At 52.6% G+C, this 22,030-nt stretch carries 22 protein-coding genes; 20 read left to right on the top strand and 2 right to left on the bottom strand.

The window, feature by feature from the left end; translation table 11 throughout:
• The 10 genes from dagF to pssA all read left to right on the top strand — a co-directional run bounded on the left by dagF (position 1) and on the right by pssA (position 11,258).
• Positions 1–756 (top strand): 2-dehydro-3-deoxy-phosphogluconate aldolase, encoded by a 756-nt coding sequence (gene dagF, locus M1D70_RS28605; RefSeq protein WP_009594663.1) that lies wholly within the window; start codon positions 1–3, stop codon positions 754–756.
• Entirely contained in the window at positions 749–1,765 is a 1,017-nt protein-coding gene (locus M1D70_RS28600) for a PfkB family carbohydrate kinase (RefSeq protein ID WP_433941558.1), read from the top strand. The genes dagF and M1D70_RS28600 overlap by 8 nt, the downstream gene beginning before the upstream one ends.
• An 8-nt stretch (positions 1,766–1,773) precedes the next feature.
• Positions 1,774–2,490: a GntR family transcriptional regulator gene (locus M1D70_RS28595; RefSeq protein WP_009594670.1), complete on the top strand. Its 717-nt coding sequence runs from the start codon at positions 1,774–1,776 to the stop codon at positions 2,488–2,490.
• A gap of 344 nt (positions 2,491–2,834) precedes the next feature.
• A complete protein-coding gene (locus M1D70_RS28590; RefSeq protein WP_009594675.1) occupies positions 2,835–3,296 on the top strand; it encodes a CtsR family transcriptional regulator in 462 nt (153 codons plus the stop codon).
• A 24-nt stretch (positions 3,297–3,320) separates the two neighbouring features.
• A complete protein-coding gene (locus tag M1D70_RS28585; RefSeq protein ID WP_009594667.1) occupies positions 3,321–3,845 on the top strand; it encodes a hypothetical protein in 525 nt (174 codons plus the stop codon).
• A gap of 38 nt (positions 3,846–3,883) precedes the next feature.
• Positions 3,884–4,948 carry a protein arginine kinase gene (locus tag M1D70_RS28580; protein WP_009594672.1) on the top strand — a complete coding sequence of 355 codons (1,065 nt, stop codon included), beginning with the start codon at positions 3,884–3,886 and terminating at the stop codon, positions 4,946–4,948.
• A 119-nt stretch (positions 4,949–5,067) separates the two neighbouring features.
• Entirely contained in the window at positions 5,068–7,524 is a 2,457-nt protein-coding gene (gene clpC, locus M1D70_RS28575) for an ATP-dependent protease ATP-binding subunit ClpC (protein WP_015737638.1), read from the top strand.
• 492 nt (positions 7,525–8,016) lie between these two features.
• On the top strand, positions 8,017–9,384 hold the full coding sequence (gene radA / locus M1D70_RS28570; protein ID WP_009594669.1) for a DNA repair protein RadA: 1,368 nt from the start codon (positions 8,017–8,019) through the stop codon (positions 9,382–9,384).
• Between the two features lie 13 nt (positions 9,385–9,397).
• Entirely contained in the window at positions 9,398–10,474 is a 1,077-nt protein-coding gene (disA, locus tag M1D70_RS28565) for a DNA integrity scanning diadenylate cyclase DisA (RefSeq protein ID WP_009594677.1), read from the top strand.
• A gap of 49 nt (positions 10,475–10,523) precedes the next feature.
• A complete protein-coding gene (gene pssA, locus M1D70_RS28560) occupies positions 10,524–11,258 on the top strand; it encodes a CDP-diacylglycerol--serine O-phosphatidyltransferase (RefSeq protein WP_228468840.1) in 735 nt (244 codons plus the stop codon).
• A gap of 126 nt (positions 11,259–11,384) precedes the next feature.
• Here the strand turns inward: pssA and M1D70_RS28555 are convergent, their stop codons facing one another.
• Complete coding sequence (locus M1D70_RS28555; protein WP_009594665.1) at positions 11,385–11,780, bottom strand: nucleoside triphosphate pyrophosphohydrolase family protein; 396 nt, start codon at positions 11,778–11,780, stop codon at positions 11,385–11,387.
• A 280-nt stretch (positions 11,781–12,060) separates the two neighbouring features.
• On the opposite strand from M1D70_RS28555, the gene M1D70_RS28550 reads away from it, so the two are divergent.
• The 4 genes from M1D70_RS28550 to gltX all read left to right on the top strand — a co-directional run bounded on the left by M1D70_RS28550 (position 12,061) and on the right by gltX (position 15,939).
• Positions 12,061–13,149, top strand: a complete 1,089-nt coding sequence (locus tag M1D70_RS28550) for a PIN/TRAM domain-containing protein (protein ID WP_015737636.1) — start codon at positions 12,061–12,063, stop codon at positions 13,147–13,149.
• Positions 13,150–13,226: 77 nt separating this feature from the next.
• The gene (ispD, locus tag M1D70_RS28545) at positions 13,227–13,922 is read left to right on the top strand and encodes a 2-C-methyl-D-erythritol 4-phosphate cytidylyltransferase (protein WP_456288537.1); all 696 of its coding nucleotides are present in this window, start codon (positions 13,227–13,229) and stop codon (positions 13,920–13,922) included.
• Positions 13,919–14,407, top strand: a complete 489-nt coding sequence (ispF, locus tag M1D70_RS28540; RefSeq protein WP_009591976.1) for a 2-C-methyl-D-erythritol 2,4-cyclodiphosphate synthase — start codon at positions 13,919–13,921, stop codon at positions 14,405–14,407. The genes ispD and ispF overlap by 4 nt, the downstream gene beginning before the upstream one ends.
• 68 nt (positions 14,408–14,475) lie before the next feature.
• Positions 14,476–15,939 (top strand): glutamate--tRNA ligase, encoded by a 1,464-nt coding sequence (gene gltX, locus M1D70_RS28535; RefSeq protein WP_456288536.1) that lies wholly within the window; start codon positions 14,476–14,478, stop codon positions 15,937–15,939.
• Positions 15,940–16,255: 316 nt separating this feature from the next.
• On the opposite strand, the gene M1D70_RS28530 is transcribed toward gltX, so the two are convergent.
• Complete coding sequence (locus tag M1D70_RS28530; protein ID WP_456288535.1) at positions 16,256–16,450, bottom strand: hypothetical protein; 195 nt, start codon at positions 16,448–16,450, stop codon at positions 16,256–16,258.
• Positions 16,451–16,630: 180 nt separating this feature from the next.
• On the opposite strand from M1D70_RS28530, the gene cysE reads away from it, so the two are divergent.
• The 6 genes from cysE (at position 16,631) to sigH (ending at position 21,542) form a co-directional block, all read left to right on the top strand.
• Positions 16,631–17,320, top strand: a complete 690-nt coding sequence (cysE, locus tag M1D70_RS28525; RefSeq protein ID WP_456288534.1) for a serine O-acetyltransferase — start codon at positions 16,631–16,633, stop codon at positions 17,318–17,320.
• 155 nt (positions 17,321–17,475) lie between these two features.
• Complete coding sequence (gene cysS, locus M1D70_RS28520) at positions 17,476–18,882, top strand: cysteine--tRNA ligase (protein WP_456288533.1); 1,407 nt, start codon at positions 17,476–17,478, stop codon at positions 18,880–18,882.
• Complete coding sequence (locus tag M1D70_RS28515; RefSeq protein ID WP_456288532.1) at positions 18,879–19,322, top strand: Mini-ribonuclease 3; 444 nt, start codon at positions 18,879–18,881, stop codon at positions 19,320–19,322. Before cysS ends, M1D70_RS28515 begins: the two co-directional genes overlap by 4 nt.
• A 92-nt stretch (positions 19,323–19,414) precedes the next feature.
• Positions 19,415–20,167, top strand: coding sequence for a 23S rRNA (guanosine(2251)-2'-O)-methyltransferase RlmB (gene rlmB, locus M1D70_RS28510; RefSeq protein WP_009591980.1), 753 nt, complete (start codon positions 19,415–19,417; stop codon positions 20,165–20,167).
• A 5-nt stretch (positions 20,168–20,172) separates the two neighbouring features.
• A complete protein-coding gene (locus M1D70_RS28505; protein WP_036662755.1) occupies positions 20,173–20,691 on the top strand; it encodes an NYN domain-containing protein in 519 nt (172 codons plus the stop codon).
• Positions 20,692–20,897: 206 nt separating this feature from the next.
• Complete coding sequence (gene sigH / locus M1D70_RS28500) at positions 20,898–21,542, top strand: RNA polymerase sporulation sigma factor SigH (protein WP_006212942.1); 645 nt, start codon at positions 20,898–20,900, stop codon at positions 21,540–21,542.
• The last annotated feature ends 488 nt before the right edge of the window (positions 21,543–22,030 follow it).

The raw sequence follows: 22,030 nt of genomic DNA, 5'->3' as shown, positions 1-22,030 counted from the left end.
ATGGCAAACATGGAGAAACGTCTTTACAGAAACCGCGCGGCATTAAACGTTCTTGCAGGCAGCATTCAGAATGCGAAGGAAATATTCGAAGCTTCGGAAGGGCATGTTCTGGTCGGCGTATTGTCGAAAAATTACCCGAATGCGCAGGAAGCCGTCATGGCGATGAAGGAGTACGGAGCCGTCATCGAGGATGCCGTATCCATCGGCTTGGGTGCCGGCGATAACCGTCAAGCGGCGGTGGTCGCGGAGATCGTGAAGAGCTACCCGGGCACGCATATCAATCAGGTGTTTCCGGCGGTCGGTGCAACCCGAGCCAACCTGGACGGTGAAGAAAGCTGGATCAACAGCCTTGTGTCCCCTTCGGGACAAGTGGGCTACGTAAACATATCTACCGGACCGGTGAGCGCTGCCGGATCGGACAAAGCCATCGTCCCCGTAAAATCGGCAATCGCGCTTGTACGCGATATGGGCGGCAACGCACTGAAGTATTTCCCGATGCAGGGCTTGAAGCTTGAAGAGGAGTATCGTGCGGTAGCGAAGGCATGCGCGGAGGAAGGATTCGCGTTAGAGCCGACGGGCGGGATCGATAAAGAGAATTTCGAAGCCATCGTCCGCATCGCGTTCGAGGCAGGAGTACAGCAGGTCATTCCTCACGTATACTCCTCGATCATTGACTCGGCCAGCGGGGATACGATCATTAGCGATGTGCAAGAGCTGCACCTTAAGTTAAAAGCGCTGGTTGATCAATATGCCTAAGACGATCGCTGCATTTGGCGAAGTGATGATGCGTCTTCAAGTACCCGGCTATGCTTCCTTGGCACAAGAGAGCCACCTGAACTACTCTTTTTCCGGGACGGGCGTCAACATCGCGTCGGCCGTGGCAAGGTTTGGCCATGACGGCTACCTCGTCAGCACGCTGCCGGACAACCCGCTTGGCGAAGCGGCGATCTCATATCTGCGCAAGCTTGGGATCGGCACATCGCTCATTAGCCGCGGCGGCAAATATGTCGGCATGTACTTCCTGGAGAATGGGTTTGGCGTTAGACCCGGTCGCGTGACCTATACGGATCGCTTAGGCAGCAGCTTTAATACCGCGGAGGATGCCATGTACGATTTCGATGCGATTGCAGAAAAGATCGACATGATCCATTTTTGCGGCATCACCCTTTCCATGAACGACACCGTGCGGGGCCAGATGAAGGTCTTGGCTCGCAAGGTCAAGCAAAGCGGCGGAACGGTTGTGTTCGACTGCAACTACCGTCCTTCCTTATGGGGCGCGGACCGCTACGATTTTGCCAAGCCGCACTACGAGGAAATGCTGTCTTTGGCGGATATCGTCTTCATGAACGAGAAGGATGCCATCCATATCCTTGGCATGGAAACAACCAGGGAGGATCGGCACGAACAGCTGCAGGAGTTGATTCCGAAGGTGGCGGCGAAGTATAATATTACGGTTGCGTCGGGTACCCACCGCAAGATCAACGGGGACAATACCCATTCCCTGCAAGGCTATCTTTACACGGATGGAGCGTTTCATTTTTCCAAAACGTTGACGTTCTCCGTCCATGACCGCATCGGGGCGGGCGATGCCTATGCCAGCGGTGTGATTCACGGGATCTCGGAGGGATATGAGCCGGGCCGGACGGTTGATTTTGCCGCAGCGGCGGCGATGCTTGCCCATACCGTAACGGGAGATACGCCGACGGCGAACGAACGCGAAGTGCTTCAGGCGATGAGTCATCATATGTCTGACGTGGAAAGGTAGGAGGAAGCATGTCGATCACGCGGAAGAACGGTCCATTATACTTGCAAATCAAGAAGATCATTAAAGATCGGATTCTGCATGGGGTATATCCACTTGGTTCCCATATTCCTTCCGAGCCGCAGCTGGAACAGGAATTTAACGTCAGCAAAATGACGGTTCGCAATGCGATCCAGGAATTGTACCAGGAAGGGTATGTAGAGAAGCGCAGCGGTGTGGGAACGATCGTGACCCGGAATACGTCCTTTTCCAAGCTGTCCAAGGGGAAGCTGTTTACCGAGATTTTGGTTGAAGAGGGCCACCAGATCCGGAAGCGCCATCTGAAGACGGAATGGGTGCACAATGAACCGGAAAGCGAATTGTTCCTGAAATTCGGTGAGCGGTGCCTGCTGATCGAACGGCTGTATTTGCTGGACGGGAGCCCGTTTATCTACTACACCCATTACGTATCGTCCCTGGTGGACATGGGGGAGGAGTTCGATTCAAGCGAACTGCCTTCCTTGTATGAACGTATCGAGGAGAGTCAAATCACGCTGGAGAATTTCCGGGACCGTTTCCTGGCGACCGTGGCTAATGAGGAGATTGCCTCGCTGCTGGATGTAAGCGCCGGAACCCCGTTACTGAAGCGGTTGAGATCCTCCTACGACCAGACGGGCAGCATCATTGAATACAGCATCGGGTACTACAATACGGAGTTACAGCATTATTTGATAAGTTATGATGCTTAAGATATAGAAACGACAGGAAGAAGTGGCCATGAGAGACCGGTTTTAATCCGGAACGTTGGCTGCTTCTTTTTTTATTACTTCGGTTGAATTGTTCTTCGGAAAAGGGCTATAAGCGATTGAAGAAGTGGGTACAATAAGAATACATGCATAGCGCGAACATTTGAGAACTACCCTCTTGGCAAAATGAAAAAATGTGCTATAATGAGATTAAAGTCAAAGAAAGTCAAAGTCAACGAGGTTCGCTGATTTTGATTATGGTTAATCAACGTATAAGCAAGGCTCTGTGCGGACGTGTAAGATCACTATCCGTCTTAACGTTTCAAACAGTGGAGGATGAACAGACCATGCGTAATATCTCTGATATTATCGAACAATACCTGAAGAGCATTTTGCAGGAAAGTCCGGAAGGAACCGTCGAAATTCAACGGAATGATTTGGCGGAGCAATTTTCTTGCGTTCCTTCCCAGATCAATTACGTGATCAGCACTCGGTTCACGCTGGAGAAGGGCTTTCTTGTCGAGAGCAAGCGCGGCGGGGGCGGATACATACGCATCCAGCGTATCGAGCTTCCCCAGCATACTGCACTCCAGCAGCACCTTCATCATACCATCGGCAGCATGATCGACCAGACGGTAGCGGAAGGCTTGATCTACCAGCTGGAGGAATCCCGGTTTTTGACGAAGCGGGAGGCCAGCCTGATGCGGGCCGCCGTTTCAAGGGAATGCCTGAATGTGAAGCTTCCTTATCGGGATGAGCTGCGCGCAAGGATTATGAAGGCGATGCTTATTTCTTTATTAGGTAAGTGAGTCTGTGTAAGGAGGCATCGGAGTATGTTATGCCAAGAATGCGGTAAACGGCCGGCGACACTTCATTTCACCAAAATTGTGAACGGGGAGAAAACGGAGTTTCATTTTTGTGAAACTTGTGCCCGCGAAAAAGGGGAATTGATCCCCGGCACGTCGAATGGGTTTTCTATACACAGTTTGCTGTCAGGCCTGCTGGATCTGGATCCTTCAGGCAAGGGCCAGACCCCCGGTGCGAAAACGGCTCAGACGCTGCAATGCGAGGAATGCGGCATGACGTATTCCCAGTTCAGCAAGCTTGGTCGGTTCGGCTGCAGCTCGTGTTATAAATATTTCTCGGATCGATTGGATCCGTTGTTCAAGCGAGTCCATGGGGGAACCTCCCATGTGGGCAAAGTGCCGAAGCGTACCGGCGGCCGGATTCAGATCAAACGCCGGATCGATGAGCTTAAGAAGGAGCTTCAAATGAGGATCCTTCAGGAGGAATTTGAAGCGGCTGCCGAGATCCGGGACCAAATCCGTGAGCTGGAGCGTAACATTGCTCAGGGATAAGATCGTTACATTTTGCACTTTAGTAGGAGGAATGCGTGATGTCTAATCTCCGGTTTACCGATTCGGCGCTGAGCGAGTGGATGCGCGGGAACGGTCAGGATTCCGACATTGTCATCAGCACCCGCGTGAGGGTGGCGCGCAACCTGCAGCATCTTCCTTTCCCGCTGCTTGCAACGGATCAGCAGTCGGGAGAAGTGCTAGAGCGCCTGACCCATGTGTTAAAGGATAAGGAGGATTTGCAGGATTTCGGGCATTTGCATGTAATTAAATTAAGTGAGATTGATGAGCTGGATAAGAAGGTTCTCGTCGAGAAGCATCTGATCAGTCCCAATCTGGCAAATGAATCCCGAAACGGGGCCGTCATCCTTACCGAAGATGAATCCGTCAGCATTATGATCAATGAAGAGGATCACTTGCGCATACAGTGTCTGTATCCCGGATTCCAAGTTCGGGAGGCATGGAGCCGCGCGACGGCGCTGGATGATATTTTCGAATCCGAGATCGATTATGCTTTTGATGACAAACGCGGTTACCTAACGAGCTGTCCGACCAATGTCGGCACCGGCCTTCGCGCTTCGGTCATGATGCATCTGCCCGCGCTCGTCATGACGCAGCAGATCAATCGGATTCTCTCGGCCGTATCCCAGGTAGGCTTGACCGTTAGAGGAATTTACGGCGAGGGCAGCGAAGCTTTAGGCAACCTGTTTCAAATCTCGAATCAGATTACGCTCGGGCAAACCGAGTCGGAGATCATCGAGAATCTTCACAGCGTGGCCCTGCAGATCATCGAGCATGAGAAGAATGCCAGGGCGCGGCTCCTCAGTGAATCCAAGCTCCGTATTACGGACCGGGTCATGCGTTCATACGGCATCCTGTCCTATGCAGCGGTCATGGATTCCAAGGAAGCGGCTCAGCGCTTGTCCGATGTTCGGCTAGGCGTGGATCTCGGCCTGCTGGAAGGCCCGGAAATTCCGGTCATGAACGAGCTGAACGTGAAGACGCAGCCGGGATTTCTCCAGAAGACCTATGGAGAGGGCATGAATCCTTCCGAACGCGATATGTACAGGGCTAAGCTCATTCGGGAGACATTGGGCAACCGTTAAGAAGTTGTTAGTTATTATTTCTCGCTTTACAGTTGGATGACGGTATAAACGTCTTAGCCGGCGATACACCGAAGTCCGCGAGGTTCAATATATTAATTGAAACGTGGAGGTGCAATACTATGATGTTTGGCAGATTTACGGAACGCGCACAAAAGGTGCTTGCATTGGCTCAGGAAGAAGCGGTACGCCTGGGTCACAACAATATCGGCACAGAACATATCCTGCTTGGACTTATTCGTGAGGGAGACGGCATTGCAGCCAAAGCGCTGATCGGACTTGGACTTGGTCTTGAGAAAATCCAGGACGAAGTGGAGACATTAATCGGACGCGGACAGGAGCAGCCAACCAACATTGCTTACACGCCTAGAGCGAAAAAAGTGATTGAGCTCTCCATGGACGAAGCCCGTAAGCTTGGCCATACCTATGTGGGAACCGAGCATATTCTGCTGGGGTTGATTCGCGAGGGCGAAGGGGTTGCGGCACGCGTGCTTAACAACCTGGGCATCAGCCTGAACAAAGCCCGTCAACAGGTGCTGCAGCTGCTGGGCAGCAGCGAAGCGGTGTCAAGCCATCATGGCACGCCGCAGAACGTGAGCACGCCTACACTGGACAGTCTCGCTCGGGATCTGACCGCCATTGCCAAGGAAGGCAATCTGGATCCGGTCATTGGCCGCAGCAAAGAAATCGAGCGCGTGATTCAGGTGCTCAGCCGCCGGACGAAGAACAACCCGGTACTGATCGGTGAACCGGGGGTAGGTAAGACGGCGATCGCGGAAGGCTTGGCACAGCGCATCATTAACAATGAAATTCCGGAGACGCTGCGCGACAAACGCGTGATGACGCTGGATATGGGCTCAGTCGTAGCGGGCACGAAATACCGCGGCGAGTTTGAGGACCGCCTGAAAAAAATCATGGATGAGATTCGTCAAGCCGGCAACATCATTCTGTTCATCGATGAGCTGCATACCTTGATCGGCGCAGGCGGAGCAGAAGGAGCCATTGACGCTTCCAACATCCTTAAGCCTTCATTGGCGCGCGGAGAGCTTCAGTGCATCGGGGCAACCACGCTGGACGAATACCGCAAATACATTGAAAAAGACGCTGCACTCGAGCGCCGCTTCCAACCGATCACGGTGGATCAACCGTCGCCGGAGGAAGCCATTCAGATCCTGTATGGACTGCGTGACCGTTACGAAGCGCATCACCGCGTGAAAATTACCGATGAAGCGATTGAACAGGCCGTGAAATTGTCCGACCGCTACATTACGGACCGCTTCCTGCCGGATAAAGCGATTGACCTGATTGACGAGGCCGGCTCGAAAGTTCGTCTTCATACGTATACCATACCGCCAAATCTGAAAGATCAGGAAGCGCATCTGGAGGACATCCGCAAGGAGAAAGACGCGGCCGTCCAAAGCCAGGAATTCGAGAAAGCGGCAGCGCTGCGCGATACGGAGCAGAAGCTTCGCGAGGAGCTCGAAGTCACGAAGAATCAATGGAAAGAAAAACAAGGACGTACCGATTCGGAGGTAACGCCGGAGGACATTGCCGACGTTGTCGCCAACTGGACCGGTATTCCCGTCAATAAACTGAAGGAAGAAGAGACAGAGCGTCTTCTGAATCTGGAAGAAATTCTTCACAGCCGCGTAATCGGCCAAGAGGAAGCCGTCAAAGCCGTCAGCCGTGCGGTTCGCCGGGCACGCGCAGGACTGAAGGATCCGAAGCGCCCAATGGGCTCCTTCATCTTCCTGGGCCCTACCGGGGTAGGTAAAACCGAGCTGGCACGAGCTCTTGCCGAGGCCATGTTCGGAGATGAGAATGCGGTCGTGCGAATCGACATGTCCGAGTACATGGAGAAGCATTCCACGTCGCGTCTCGTCGGAGCGCCTCCGGGATACGTCGGCTACGAGGAAGGTGGTCAGCTGACCGAGAAAGTGCGCCGCAAGCCGTATTCCGTTGTCCTTCTCGATGAAATCGAGAAGGCGCATCCTGAAGTGTTCAATATCCTGCTTCAAGTGCTGGAAGACGGACGCCTGACCGATTCGAAGGGCCGCGTGGTGGATTTCCGGAATACGCTGATCATCCTGACTTCCAACGTCGGGGCGGAAGCGATCAAGAAGAACTCCACGCTTGGATTTACCGCCGTGACGGATGCAGGCCGCGATTATAACAACATGAAAGGCAAAGTGATGGATGAGCTCAAGAAGAGCTTCCGTCCGGAGTTCTTGAACCGGATCGACGAGATCATCGTGTTCCACTCTCTGGAAGAGAAACACATTGCCGAAATCGTGACGCTGATGTCCGACGAGCTGCGTAAGCGCCTGAAAGAATTCGAGGTGCATTTCGAACTCACGGACAAGGCGAAGGCCTTCATAGCGAAGGAAGGATACGATCCGGCCTTCGGTGCCCGTCCGCTCCGCCGGGCTATCCAGAAGCACATCGAGGATCGCCTTTCCGAGGAACTGCTGAAAGGCAATGTGACCAAGGGCGACTCGCTTGTCATCGATGAAGCGAACGGCGAACTGGTTGTGAACAAAAGTGAAGGTGTAACGGCCGCATCGGCCGAAACGGAATAAGAATGGTATACAGCCCCGCCGGAGCCAAGTCCGGCGGGGTTTTTGATTTTAATGTTAACGGAAAATGAAGGCTTAGTATGGGGCAGATCCATGGATGCTTAGAAGTTATATGGATGAATGGCATATTAGGAAAACAGACCCCTGATGTATCAACCGAGCGGAGAGGACGGAATCGTTCTGAAGAAGCGACAGCGGTCGCCTTTAAATCCGGGAAACCACTTTGATTTCGATTCCAGTTTCCTGGTTTTAACAGCGATCGTAAGAACGATCCTGCAGCGAAGCGGATGGACAGGTTTTCAGTTAATATTCTGCGAAATTAACGCCCTTTTCTCCCTGGTTCCTTCAAATTTGAAACAATTCCATCTCATCCAGCGTAAAGTTTCCAATTAACCTTTACGTTGAATTATAAGAAATGGTAAACTTTGAGTAATGCCTGAATTTGCAGGGTTTTACGGAATCCGACAAATGATGCGCGACATAAAGGAGACTCACATGGCAAAAACTAAGACGAAATTTTTCTGTACCGAATGCGGCTATGAAGCGCCCAAATGGTTCGGAAAATGTCCGGGCTGCCAATCATGGAATTCCATGGTAGAGGAGACCGAGACGGTAATCAAGACCCAGGGGATGAATTCCCCTCTTTTTCATAGTAAAGAAAAACCCCTTTCGATCATAAATATAGAAAGCGGTAAAGAACCCAGAATCCAGACGGGCATCGCGGAATTGAACCGCGTGCTCGGGGGCGGGCTGGTCCCGGGCTCGCTCGTGCTAGTCGGCGGCGATCCCGGCATCGGCAAATCCACGCTCCTGCTTCAAGCCTCCAACCGATTGGCCCAGAACGGCATTCGCGTTCTGTACATTTCCGGTGAGGAATCCGTGCGTCAGACCAAACTGCGCGCTGACCGGCTCGGGGCGCTGTCCCCGGAGCTGTTTGTCCTCTGCGAAACCAATCTGGAATCGATCGAGGAAGCCATTGAGAACGTACAGCCTGGCTTCGTTGTCATTGACTCCATTCAGACGGTTTACTTGCCTGAGGTAACCAGCGCGCCGGGCAGCGTATCCCAGGTTCGGGAATGCACGGCCCGCTTTATGAGGCTGGCGAAGGTGAAGGGCATTGCGACCGTTCTTGTCGGACATGTGACAAAAGAAGGCGCCATTGCAGGTCCAAGGATGCTGGAACACATGGTGGATTGTGTGCTTTATTTTGAGGGAGAGCGTCATCATACTTACCGCTTGCTTCGCGCGGTGAAGAATCGTTTCGGTTCGACCAATGAGATTGGCATTTTTGAGATGGGTGAGGATGGGCTTCGGGAAGTCGGGAATCCATCGGAGCTCTTTTTATCCGAACGGCCTTTGGGCGTAGCGGGTTCGACCGTAGTTGCAAGCATGGAGGGGACGCGCCCGGTTCTGGTAGAACTGCAGGCGCTCATCTCTACGACGCACTTTCCGTCACCGCGCCGGATGGGCACAGGGGTGGACCATCACCGCATGAACCTGATCATCGCCGTGCTGGAGAAACGGATGGGGATGTACCTGCAAACCCAAGACGCCTACCTGAACGTAGCGGGCGGCGTGAAGCTCGATGAACCTGCGGTGGATCTGGCCATAGCGGTCAGCATCGCATCCAGCTTCCGCGACATACCGACCAAGCCGTACGACGTTATTTTTGGCGAGGTGGGACTGACCGGCGAGGTTCGCGCCGTTTCAAGAGCGGAGCAGAGGGTAAGAGAAGCCGAGAAGCTGGGTTTTAAGCGCGTTCTCATGCCGGAGAAGAGTTTGAAGGGATGGAAGCATCCGAAAGGAATACAAATTATAGGAGTCAACACCGTTGCAGATGCATTAGCGGTTGCGTTAGATTAGGGGGCATACGAAGGTGAAAGAAACGAGCCAACTGGACAAAATGAATGATTTGCTAAAGCTGGTAGCACCGGGAACGCCGTTTCGCGACGGACTGGAGAACGTGCTGCGGGCGAAGACGGGCGCCCTGATCGTTGTAGGCTACAGCCCGGAGGTAATGGAAGTTGTCGACGGCGGCTTCTCCATTAACTGCGATTTTTCGCCAAACTATTTATACGAGCTCGCTAAGATGGACGGCGCCATCATCTTGAGTGAAGACTTAAAACGAATCTTATATGCGAATACCCAGCTGATCCCGGATTCCTCGATCTCTTCCATCGAGACAGGAATACGGCACAGAACGGCGGAGCGGGTGGCGAAGCAGACGGGCAAGCTGGTTGTGTCCATCTCGCAGCGCCGTAACATTATTACGCTGTACCAAGGATCGCTGCGGTATGCATTGAAGGAAATCGGCGTCATCTTAACCAAGGCGAATCAGGCCATACAGACGCTGGAGCGATACCGCGTGGTGCTTAACCAATCGTTGACCAACCTCTCGGCATCCGAATTCGAAGAGCTGGTAACCATCCCGGAAGTCGTGAACGTCATACAGCGGGTGGAGATGGTGCTCCGCATCAAGAAGGAGATCAAGCGCTACATCAACGAGCTCGGTAACGAAGGCCGACTGATCAGCATGCAGATGGATGAGCTTGTGAGCAATATGGAGGAGGAGGCTTGGCTGCTGTATGCAGACTATGCCCGGGAGTACAGCGAGGAGAAGATCCGCGAGATCATTCTCGCGCTTAAGCGTTCAACGGATGAGGAGCTGCTGGACATTCATCATATCGTACGGCTTCTTGGATACCCGGCTTCCGCCGCTGCTTCGGAGGAAGAAATCCTGCCGCGCGGTTACCGGATTTTGAACAAAATCCCGCGTCTTCCGAATGTGATCATCCGCAACCTGGTGGACCAGTTCCATGACTTATCCAGCATTATGACCGCTTCCATCCATGAGCTGGATGAAGTAGACGGGATCGGCGAGGTTCGGGCACGCACCATCAAAGAAGGCTTGAAACGCTTGCAGGAACAAGTATTCATTGACAGACAAATCTAAAAGCCCTACAATCGATGTTCGAACGTACATGAACGAGGTGAATATAAAAATGACGAAATCAATTCCGAACATGTTTACTTTAGGTAATCTGTTTCTCGGAATGATTGGTATCATCTTGGCGACGGAAGGTCGAACGAGTATGGCTGCCATTATGATTATCATTGCCATGCTCCTTGACGGACTGGATGGTCGGGTAGCTCGGGCCTTGAATGCCCAAAGCGAATTCGGCAAGGAACTTGACTCCTTGTCCGATGTGATTTCATTTGGCGTAGCACCGGCACTTATTATGTATACCGTAGCGTTTACGGATATTAATACCGCATTGGCTTGGACAGTGACCGCCATATTTCCGATGTGCGGCGCACTGCGGCTTGCAAGATTCAATGTTCGTCCGGGCATCCCGGGATATTTTATCGGCCTGCCGATCCCCGCAGCGGGAGGCGTGCTCGCCACCCTGGCGTTGTTCCATGAAGAGATTACAGCACCTTATATGATTTTTGCCGTATTATTGCTTTCTTACCTTATGGTTAGCTCAGTCAAGTACCCGAATTTCAAAAAGATCGGCATTCCGAAAACCGCGATTAAATTTACGCCTTTGGTCATCATTGGCGCCGTGATGGTAGCCGTGTTCTTTCCGGAGCAGACTTCCATGCTGATCTTCGTGCCTTTGGTGTTGTATGCTGGTTACGGCTTGAAGCAGAATTTCCGCAGGCTGAACCGTAAAAACCGTCGCAAAAAAGATGACCGCAATTCCGATGAAGCCTATCAGTCTTCGGACCGATAAACGGATGCAAGGACATATATCCAAATAAAAAGCATTTATTTCCCTGCGAAGAGCAGCGAGATAAATGCTTTTTTTGTATGCATGGAGCACCTTGCCGTTAAGGTCCGTTTTGGTATGTAAGCGGCTTTACGACAGGTTGAAGAGACCCAATGTGGAGCATTTCTGCGACTCCTTGACAACAACCTCATCCAGTTGAATGTCCAGAAGATTCGCAAGGGCAGACATATAAAATAGGTTGCGGCCAAGCTCGGTGCTTACCGCTTCGCGGCAATTCTCGCACAGATGGCCTTCGACGTGCGTGCCTGCCAATTCCCGGGCTGATTCGAGATCAGCGCCGATATCGAAGGTTTGCTTCGTGGCGTGGAGCTCGATGCATCCGCATTCTGTGATGGCCTTTGTGACGGCCCGGTTGACTGAAGCATTGCTTTGACCATTTTTAGACAGAACATCCAAGAGACTGCGGTGACGGAGCAACAATTCGGAAACTTGGTCCTGAAAAGCCTGTAAACTAGGAGCGCTCATTTATACATCCACCTCGATATTATGAATTGAGTTCATTATATTCCACTACTTCAGCCGATTTCAACCAGTTTCAGGCGTGTAAAGGCGGTCAATTCCAGTTGTGAGGTCGATGTCAGCACACGTCAAAGCCTGATGGGTGTAGGTAAAAACAGGCAGGTCATCGCATCCGGAAACTTTATAAGAAAAACTTCAATCGGCACGATTACGACTTTGCAAATTGGACCATACTGGAAATAGAAGCCAAGATTATCAGGTATAAAAAGGAGGTGTGCGGAAGCTCATGTTAAAAAAAGCTATCTTAGCATTTACGGTATTATGCGGAGCATGGGGCGGGTATACGTTATATCATACAATGGAACGGTCTTTCTCAGGGCTCTCGCCTATGTTTGGACAAGGAATATTTGCAGCGGGAAGCGGAGCCTTCGCGGTGCTTGGAGGATTATTGTTTGGCATGATCGGCGTGCTGTCGGCGGATCGGGTAACGAGATGGCTGCACAGCCTGATCTCTTCGTTCTCTCGGATTCCGATGAATGAGCTGGCGGCGGGAACGGCAGGATTGTTAAGCGGCTTGCTGCTGTCTTTATTGCTCTCACCGGGGTTATCCTTGCTCGGACAAGCGGGGCAGCTGCTGCAGGTCGGCATCACGCTGCTCGGCGGCTACATCGGTTTACGCATTGGATTGGAGAAGAAGGATGAACTGGCTTCCCTATGGATGTCGGGGAAGTGGAGCCAAACCGCCGAACCGGAAGGTCGGCGCGTGGAGGAACATAAAATTCTGGATACAAGCGTCATTATTGATGGCAGGATCGCAGATATTTGCAAAACCGGATTTATTGAAGGAACGATTGTCATTCCCGAATTCGTTCTGGAGGAGCTTCAGCATATTGCGGATTCCTCGGATCTTCTAAAGCGAAATCGCGGCCGGCGCGGGCTTGATATCTTGAACAAAATCCAGAAGGAACTGGATGTTAAGGTGCTTATCTACGAAGGCGACTTTGAGGAGATATCCGAAGTGGACAGCAAGCTGGTGAAACTCGCCAAAGTGCTTCAAGGCAAAGTGGTCACGAATGATTTCAACTTGAACAAGGTTTGCGAGCTGCAGGGCGTGTCGGTGTTGAACATTAACGACCTGGCCAACGCGGTGAAGCCGGTGGTTCTGCCAGGAGAAGAAATTCTGGTGCAGATTATCAAGGATGGCAAAGAGCATGGTCAGGGCGTCGCATATCTGGATGACGGCACGATGATCGTAGTGGAGGGCGGACGCGAGTATATCGGCACGATGATGGAGGTGCTCGTTACCAGCGTACTGCAAACCTCGGCGGGCCGGATGATCTTCGCGAAACCAAAACTGTTGGAAAAAGCCCAGTAAAGGGGTATGATGGGGATATACATATCCGGTATTCGTCCTTTTGTGGCGTTTTGGGTGAGACAGGAGTTTGGTGTGTGATGAGTAACTTCGGCGCCGTCATCGTAGCGGCGGGAAAAGGAACGAGGATGGGCACCCGGGAGAGCAAGCAGTACTTGGTTCTGGACGGTAAGCCCATTATCGTTCATACGCTTGAAGCATTCAGCCGGATACCATGGCTGCAGGAAATTGTGCTTGTAACGGGGATGGATGATGTTTCTCGCTGTCAGTTCTGGGTGCAGGAATATGGTTTGGATAAGGTGTCTGCCGTAATCCCGGGCGGAAGCGAGAGACAACAGTCCGTATATCAAGGCATCAAGCAAATCTCTTCAGAATGGGTAATGATACATGACGGCGTAAGGCCGTTCGTAACGCAAGAGGAAATTGAAGCCTGCCGCGATGCGGCGATCCGCGAAGGCGCCTCGGTACTCGGGGTTCCCGTGAAGGATACGATTAAGCAGGTGAACGGTGAGGGGCTGATTACAGGCACCCCGGACCGTCAAAGTCTGTGGGCCGTCCAGACCCCACAGGCTTTTCGTCTTTCCGACCTGCTGTCCGCGCATGAAGCTGCGGCGAAGGAGGGATTTGCCGGCACCGATGACGCCATGCTGATGGAGCAGGCAGGGCATCCGGTCACCGTGGTGGAGGGGAAATACAGCAACATCAAAATCACCACGCCGGAGGATCTGGAATATGCGGCTTTTTTACAGAAACGTAAGGGAGAGGACATGGAATGATTCGAGTAGGACAAGGGTTTGACGTACATCAGCTCGTAGAAGGAAGGCCGTGCATCATCGGAGGTGTCACGATTCCGCATGACAAAGGTCTGCTTGGGCACTCCGACGCCGACGTGCTGCTGCACGCCGTGACGGACGCGATCCTGGGGGCGCTGGGGCTTGGCGACATCGGACGCCATTTTCCCGATAACGATCCTGCCTTTAAAGACGCTGACAGCCTGAAGCTTTTGGAACAGGTATGGGTCATGGCGAAGGAACGCGGGTATAGACTGGGTAACATCGATTCCACGATTATTGCCCAGAAGCCGAAGATGGCGCCATACATTCCGCAAATGGCGGAAGTGATCGCCAAAGCGCTGGATGCCGAGGTGGATCAAGTGAACGTGAAGGCGACCACCACCGAGCAGCTCGGGTTTACCGGCAGGGGCGAAGGAATCGCCGCGCAGTCGGTTGTCTGCCTTGTAAAAGGTGTGCTATCATCTTGAAGTATGCGTTCAAAAAGGGAGTTTTTGAACGGGGAAACTTTGTAGAATAGGGAAGCGGAGGGGTTACAATGACCGGAGAAGTCCGCGTGCGCTATGCACCGAGTCCAACGGGACATTTACATATCGGCAATGCCAGAACGGCATTATTCAATTATTTATTCGCCCGCAAGAACAACGGGAAATTCATTATCCGCATCGAAGATACGGATGTGAAACGCAACGTGGAAGGCGGCGAGCAGAGCCAGCTGAAGTACTTGAAGTGGCTGGGCATGGATTGGGACGAGAGCGTGGATGTCGGGGGCGAGTACGGACCTTATCGCCAGACCGAACGCCTTGATATTTATAAACAATATTGGCAGGACCTTCTGGATCGCGGGCTTGCTTACCGCTGCTACTGCACGGAGGAAGAGCTGGAGCAGGAGCGGGAAGAGCAGATGGCTCGGGGCGAAACGCCGCGCTATTCCGGAAAGCATCGCGATTTGACCGAAGAGCAGCGCCAGGCGCTTGAGGCTGAAGGCCGCGTGGCGAGCATCCGCTTCCGCGTGCCGGAAGACCGCGTCTACACCTTCGACGATATGGTGAAGGGCACGATTTCGTTTAACAGCAAAGAGACGGGCGACTTCGTCATCGTCAAAAAAGACGGCATTCCTACCTACAATTTTGCAGTAGCTTTGGATGATCATCTCATGAAGATCAGCCATGTGCTGCGCGGGGAGGATCATATCTCCAATACGCCGCGTCAGCTGATGATCTATGAAGCCTTCGGGTGGGAGCCCCCTCAGTTCGGGCATATGACCCTGATCGTGGGCGAGGATCACAAGAAGCTGAGCAAGCGCAACGAATCGATCATCCAGTTCATCGAGCAGTATGACCAGCTTGGTTATTTGCCTGAAGCGCTGTTCAACTTCATCTCGCTGCTGGGCTGGTCTCCGGAAGGGGAAGAGGAAGTGTTCTCCCAAGAGCAGCTGATCTCGATCTTCGATGAGCATCGCCTGTCCAAGAGCCCGGCGGTATTCGACACGAACAAGCTGGCTCATATGAATAACACGTACATTAAGAACGCGGATCCGGACCGGATCGCCGATTTGGCCATTCCGCATTTGCAGAAAGCCAGCCGTTTGCCGTCCGAGCTTACGGCCGAGCAGGAGGAATGGGCACGCGCGCTCGTGGCGCTCTATCAGGAGCAGATGACGGCGGCTTCGGATATCGTGGATCTGTCGGAAGTATTCTTCCGCACGCACCTGGAGCTGGATGCCGAGGGGATCGAAGTGATGGGCGGCGAGCAGGTGCCTGCCGTACTGTCCGCATTCCTGGCGAAGATCGAACAGTCCGATGAGTTTAACGCGCAGAAGATCGCTGCCATGATCAAGGAAGTCCAGAAGGAGACCGGGTTTAAGGGCAAACAGCTCTTCATGCCGATCCGCGTAGCCTTGACGGGACAAACCCATGGCCGCGACTTGAACCAGACGATCTGGCTGCTTGGCAGGGATCGCGTGCTTGACCGTTTGCGTTCCCAGATCAAAGGCGCATAAGTCGGGCGGCATCCGCAATAAACGTTCCTTGTCAGCCCGTATATCATCAGTTATAATTACACCAAACTATATGTGAAATATTCTTTGATCTAAGGGTTTTATTAAATGGTGCATTTACTCATACAGGGAAGTAGCGTCAGAGGACGGAATTGTGCTGGAGAAGCGAAGCGTTCGCCTTTGCCTTCCGATTTCAACCTAATTAATATCGTTAAAGAAATTCGGAAGGCAACAGCGATCGGAAACACGATCCGTCAGCGCAGCGTCTCTAGTGAGCCACGCGGTCATTTATGAAGCCTGGATCAACAAATATAAACGTTTAAAAAGCTACGATCAGGAGAAGTACGCGTAAAACAGGCACGTTCCAGAGAGGACAATCGGCAGAAGACAAGGACCACTTGAATTTGCCGGCTGAGAGTTGTCCCGTCGCCTGCAGCGGAAATGCACCTGTGAGCTGCATGGTTGAAGCGAACGCAATCGTTAGATCATGCCGGTCGTCTGCCGTTAATGACATGAAGAGAATCGGTAGAATCCGTCCCTGACGAAGGGAGGAGTCTTATGCCGGTTCGAAGCAGAGTGGAACCGCGGTCTAGCGCCTCTGCAGCGATAAGCTGCAGGGGCGTTTTTTATTACAGGAATAACGATGGATGGCAAGCTGCATGCGCGATTGGAAGAGGGGAAAGAGGGAGCGTTCATGTTTAAACAGATGAAATCGGATATTCGGACAGTGTTCGAGAATGACCCGGCTGCCCGGGGACTTTTTGAAGTGGTATTCACCTACTCGGGACTTCACGCCCTGTGGGCGCACCGGGTGGCTCATGCATTATTCAAGCGGCGGTGGTATACGCTGGCACGGATCATATCTCAGATCAGCCGGTTTATGACAGGCATCGAGATTCATCCGGGCGCCCGTATCGGGAATCGGCTGTTCATCGACCATGGCATGGGGGTTGTCATTGGAGAGACCTGCGAGATCGGAGACGACGTGGTGATTTACCAGGGGGTGACCCTTGGGGGAACCGGTAAGGAAAAAGGCAAGCGGCATCCGACCATCGGCAACAACGTGGTCATCGGATCCGGAGCGAAAGTGCTAGGTTCTTTTACGATTGGGGATAACTGTAACATCGGATCCAATGCGGTCGTATTAAGGCCCGTGCCCCCGAACAGTACCGTTGTCGGCAATCCCGGCAAAGTCGTGAAACAGAACGGGGAGCGGGTGCGCGACCGGCTGGATCACACGAATCTGCCCGATCCGATTGTCGATACGCTCCGTTCGATGCAGAAGGAGATCTACCAGCTCCGGGCGGAACTGGATGAGAGCAAGGGAAGCTCGCATCAAGCGATGGTTTCCGAGGCTGTCGTGTCTTCGGCCAAGGAAGAATAGAATAAACTCCCGTAACCTTGGATGCCTTGGACGATGCATCGCCTGACTTCATATAGCGATTTCGATACATCATCTTCAAAATGAATCAATGCGTTATGCAGGCTTTGAAGTAAAAGACAATAAGCGATGGAACGAAAGGATTGAGATGATACAATATGGCACTGCAAATCTATAACACGCTAACCCGCATGAAAGAAACGTTTGTTGCCCAGGAACCCGGAAAGGTAAAGATCTACGTATGCGGTCCTACCGTGTACGACTATATCCATATCGGCAATGCCCGGCCGATGATTTTCTTCGACGTGGTTCGAGCGTACTTCGAGAATCAGGGCAACGACGTGAACTACGTGGTGAACTTCACGGATGTGGATGACAAAATGATTCGGAAAGCGGAGCAAACCGGGACGACGGTTCCGGAGGTTGCGGAGAAGTTCATCAACGCATATTACGAGGATTTGGACGGTCTCGGCATACCCAGAGCGACATTGAATCCGCGGGTAACGGACAATATGGAGAGCATCATCGAATTCATCCAGGAGCTTATTGACCGCGACTTTGCTTATGAGAACGGTGGAGACGTATTCTACCGGACCCGCAAGTTCGACGACTACGGTAAGCTGTCCCAGCAGAACCTCGATGAGCTGCAGTTCGGGATCCGGATCGAAGTGGATAAACGAAAGGAAAATCCGGAGGACTTCGTCCTGTGGAAAGCCGCGAAGCCGGGAGAGATCTACTGGAGCAGTCCATGGGGCGACGGCCGCCCGGGCTGGCATATCGAGTGCTCCGCCATGGCTCGCCGCTATCTCGGGGATACCTTGGATATCCACGGCGGCGGCCAGGATCTGCAGTTCCCGCACCATGAATGCGAAGTGGCGCAGTCCGAGGTATTGACGGGCAAACCGCTCGCGAACTATTGGATGCATAATGGATATATCCGCATCAACAACGAGAAAATGTCGAAATCGCTGGGCAACGGCGTATTGGTTAAGGAACTTCGCGAACAATATACGAAAGAAGCCGTGCGCTATTTCATGTTGTCCACCCACTACCGCAACCCGCTGAATTACAGCGACGAGGTGATGGAACAGGCGCAGAACAGCGTGGAACGCCTCGCGAATGCGGCGGCAAACGTCGAACATCGATTGGGCACGGCGATCGGCTCCAAGGACGATCAAGTCAGCCAGGACGTAGCCGACAAAATATCGGCCGTGCTTGTCGAATTTCACGAGAAAATGCAGGACGATTTCAACACGCCGGACGCCATCACCGCGATGTTCCAATGGGCTAGCGAGGCGAATCAGCTGCTGAAGGAAGCATCGATTCCTGCCGCGAATCTGCATGAAGTGCTGCGTGCTTTCAACGAAATGAACAGCGTGCTCCGCATCGTGAACACAGGTACGGATGAATTGCTGGATGAGGAAATCGAAGCGCTGATTGCCGAACGTGTCGAAGCCCGCAAGAATAAAAACTGGGCCCGAGCGGACGAAATCCGCGACAAGCTGGCGGACGAGGGCATCGTGCTGGAGGATACGGCGCAGGGCATGCGCTGGCGGCGTAAATGAGCGGGGATAAGCATCAGGATCCTGCAGTAGGCTGGTTTGATTTTCCGCCGTCGAAGCCGGCCCGTTTAATTCCGCCCATCGTGCTCGCTTACATCGGGGATGCCATTTATGAGTTGGCGGTGAGGCAGTTTCTGATATCACGGGCCAATCTCCGTCCCCATCACTTGCACCGTTCGGCCACGAGCTTCGTGTCGGCGAAGGCGCAGAGCAGGATATTGGCTTTTCTGGATCCGGAGCTGACGGAAGAAGAGCGCGATGTGGTGCGTCAGGGGCGCAATGCCAAATCAGGCAGCATACCGAAGAATGCCGACGTGCTGGAATATCGGCATGCAACGGCATTCGAGACGCTGGTTGGGTATTTATATTATGCGGGAGAGCAGGACCGTCTCCGAGAACTCATCGGAAAGAGCATCGAGTTTATCGAGGGGTCCGTTAAATAAACCGTGTGGCAATATAGGCATCAACATTGAAACGATACAGCCGGTTTTCCCAAGCGAGGGGGACGCCGGCTGATATGCAGGAGGAGACCTACATGATGCAAGAAGAGGAAGTAGTAGCCGGTAAGCACTCCGTCACGGAAGCGCTCAAATCCGGACGCACGATCAACAAAATATGGATTGCCGAAAACGCGCAAAAGCATCTGACCCTGCCGATCATCGCGGAAGCGAAGAAGCTGGGCATCGTCATTCAGCATGTGGACAAACGGAAGCTGGATCAGATGGTTCCGGGAGTCCAGCATCAAGGCGTGGTTGCCCAGGCGGCACCCTATGCTTATGTGGAAGTGGACGATTTGCTGAAGGCCGCGGAGGAAAAGGGCGAGCCGCCTTTCCTGCTGCTTCTGGACGAGATCGAGGATCCGCACAATCTCGGATCGATTCTCCGAACGGCCGACTGCACGGGCGCTCACGGCGTCATACTGCCTAAGCGCAGATCCGCGCAGGTAACGGCAACGGTATCCAAAACATCGGCCGGCGCGGTGGAGTATGTGCCTGTAGCCAGAGTGACCAATCTGGGCCAAACCATCGATCAGCTGAAGGAAATGGGCGTCTGGGTTGTCGGAACCGTGGTCGATGCCGTTCAGGAATTGTATGATACCGAGGTTTTTGACGGGCCGGTCGCCATCGTTATCGGCAATGAGAATAAAGGGATGGGGCGTCTGATCCGCGAGAAATGCGATGTGCTTGTGAAACTGCCGATGGCCGGAAAAATCAATTCGCTAAACGCCTCGGTTGCCGCAGGCGTCGTCATGTACGAAGTGCTTCGCCGTCGCCGCCTGCAAGGTTAGCGATGATGGCCGATTGGCGGGATGTGCTGCTGGTCGACGGTTATAACATGATCGGCGGCTGGCCGCATCTTGCGAAGCTTGCCAATAGCAGCATGCACGAAGCGCGGGACTTGCTGCTTGAGAAATTAGCGGATTACCAAGCGTATTCTGGGCTCAGAGTCGTGGTGATTTTTGACGCGTACCGGGTCCCAGGCTTGGGTAAATCCTACACGCAAGGCAAGGTGCAGGTGTTTTTTACGAAAGAGAAGGAAACCGCCGACGAGTGCATTGAGCGGCTGGTCGGCGAGTTTAGCCATCGACGGCGTAAAATTTATGTGGCGACCAGCGATTTAATCGAGCAGCACGTCATTTTTGCTAGGGGAGCACTCCGGCTGTCCGCCCGGGAATTGCTGAGCGAGGTCGAGCAGAGCGAGCGCGAAGTGAAGCAGAAGATTACGAAAGAGCATACCAAGAGCAGAAATACGCTTGACGGGAAGCTGCCGCCGGATGTGAGACAGGCGTTCGAGCGCTGGCGAAGGGAGTAGCACAAGTTTTACACCATGGGGGACGAAAGGGCGGCTCGTTTGGAGAATGAAACAATATATGAATCTACGAAATAGTTTACATTAAATGTTATTATCGGTCTATTTTAGGTAGAACGTGGTTGACGGTCTAGTAGACATCATATATACTTGTCATATATTTCAAGCGAGTGACGGGCTACCGTGCGTTCCGGGCCGGAGGGATTCTATTGAGTGTGGACCTCAAGGAAGTCATGTTGTCAGGGTATGATGTGATAAGCGATGAAGACATTGTCGAGGCGGTCCGCGAGGGTGACAGCGGGGCGCTGGAGTATTTGATCAATAAGTACCGGAATTTTGTACGTGCTAAAGCCCGTTCCTATTTTCTGATTGGCGCCGACCGGGAGGATATCGTCCAGGAAGGCATGATCGGGCTGTACAAGGCAATTCGTGATTTTAAAGGGGATAAGCTGTCCTCGTTCAAGGCCTTTGCCGAGCTCTGCATTACCAGGCAGATCATTACGGCGATCAAGACCGCTACGAGACAGAAGCATATTCCGCTCAATTCGTATGTCTCTCTGGACAAGCCGATTTATGACGAGGATTCGGACCGTACGCTGCTGGATGTCATTTGCGGTACAGCGGTAAGCGATCCCGAGGAGCTGATCATCAATCAGGAGGAGTTTGTCGGCCTGGAAGACAAGATGTCAGAGATCTTAAGCGATCTGGAACGGAAAGTCTTGATGCTTTATTTGGACGGTCGTTCCTATCAAGAGATCGCGGTAGATTTGAGGCGTCACGTGAAATCGATTGACAATGCCCTCCAGCGGGTAAAGCGAAAGCTTGAGCGTTATCTGGAGGTCAGGGATAATTAAAGCAAATGTCGGACAAGAAGCAGAAGGCTCAATCAGAGCCTTTTTTTAATTGCAGCATCGTATTTCGGGATGGCCGGTGAAGGATCTTTGCATGCTTTACCGCCATGCTCTTTTGTCGGCAGACGTGATAGGATGCAATTCAGAGATGTCCATTTTCGCATGATGTGCAATATTTGGTGTTTCATCTGTTGAAAGATTGAACATACTGGATATAGGCTAAATGCTACGCAAGATGGACAAAGACTGTGAAACGCCACAGTTTTTTACAGCGGAAGGTGTACAATATGCCGGGGACTTATTCCCTGGTTTAGCTGGCAATGGCATTTATTGCAGCCCGCAATCAGAGAGAAAAAGGCTTGAAATGGCGCTATCCTTGTGATAAAGTGTTTTAGGTAGGCCTAAATTCGCGTGTTTTATGAATGGATCGTTGTTACAGCTTTTGGAACAACGGTTTTATTCATCTCGCAGAAATAACCGGTTTTCGATGA

The organism is Paenibacillus sp. AK002, assembly GCF_053903045.1.
Note: the sequence above shows the minus strand (reverse complement) of the source record. Positions and strands in the feature narration are given on the sequence as shown.

Excerpts from the sequence above, each read along its gene's own strand:
- dagF (WP_009594663.1), top strand. The coding sequence starts at position 1 with ATGGCAAACATGGAGAAACGTCTTTACAGAAACCGCGCGGCATTAAAC.
- M1D70_RS28600 (WP_433941558.1), top strand. The coding sequence starts at position 749 with ATGCCTAAGACGATCGCTGCATTTGGCGAAGTGATGATGCGTCTTCAA.
- M1D70_RS28595 (WP_009594670.1), top strand. The coding sequence starts at position 1,774 with ATGTCGATCACGCGGAAGAACGGTCCATTATACTTGCAAATCAAGAAG.
- M1D70_RS28590 (WP_009594675.1), top strand. The coding sequence starts at position 2,835 with ATGCGTAATATCTCTGATATTATCGAACAATACCTGAAGAGCATTTTG.
- M1D70_RS28585 (WP_009594667.1), top strand. The coding sequence starts at position 3,321 with ATGTTATGCCAAGAATGCGGTAAACGGCCGGCGACACTTCATTTCACC.
- M1D70_RS28580 (WP_009594672.1), top strand. The coding sequence starts at position 3,884 with ATGTCTAATCTCCGGTTTACCGATTCGGCGCTGAGCGAGTGGATGCGC.
- clpC (WP_015737638.1), top strand. The coding sequence starts at position 5,068 with ATGATGTTTGGCAGATTTACGGAACGCGCACAAAAGGTGCTTGCATTG.
- radA (WP_009594669.1), top strand. The coding sequence starts at position 8,017 with ATGGCAAAAACTAAGACGAAATTTTTCTGTACCGAATGCGGCTATGAA.
- pssA (WP_228468840.1), top strand. The coding sequence starts at position 10,524 with ATGACGAAATCAATTCCGAACATGTTTACTTTAGGTAATCTGTTTCTC.
- M1D70_RS28555 (WP_009594665.1), bottom strand. The coding sequence starts at position 11,780 with ATGAGCGCTCCTAGTTTACAGGCTTTTCAGGACCAAGTTTCCGAATTG.
- M1D70_RS28550 (WP_015737636.1), top strand. The coding sequence starts at position 12,061 with ATGTTAAAAAAAGCTATCTTAGCATTTACGGTATTATGCGGAGCATGG.
- ispD (WP_456288537.1), top strand. The coding sequence starts at position 13,227 with ATGAGTAACTTCGGCGCCGTCATCGTAGCGGCGGGAAAAGGAACGAGG.
- ispF (WP_009591976.1), top strand. The coding sequence starts at position 13,919 with ATGATTCGAGTAGGACAAGGGTTTGACGTACATCAGCTCGTAGAAGGA.
- gltX (WP_456288536.1), top strand. The coding sequence starts at position 14,476 with ATGACCGGAGAAGTCCGCGTGCGCTATGCACCGAGTCCAACGGGACAT.
- M1D70_RS28530 (WP_456288535.1), bottom strand. The coding sequence starts at position 16,450 with ATGTCATTAACGGCAGACGACCGGCATGATCTAACGATTGCGTTCGCT.
- cysE (WP_456288534.1), top strand. The coding sequence starts at position 16,631 with ATGTTTAAACAGATGAAATCGGATATTCGGACAGTGTTCGAGAATGAC.
- cysS (WP_456288533.1), top strand. The coding sequence starts at position 17,476 with ATGGCACTGCAAATCTATAACACGCTAACCCGCATGAAAGAAACGTTT.
- M1D70_RS28515 (WP_456288532.1), top strand. The coding sequence starts at position 18,879 with ATGAGCGGGGATAAGCATCAGGATCCTGCAGTAGGCTGGTTTGATTTT.
- rlmB (WP_009591980.1), top strand. The coding sequence starts at position 19,415 with ATGATGCAAGAAGAGGAAGTAGTAGCCGGTAAGCACTCCGTCACGGAA.
- M1D70_RS28505 (WP_036662755.1), top strand. The coding sequence starts at position 20,173 with ATGGCCGATTGGCGGGATGTGCTGCTGGTCGACGGTTATAACATGATC.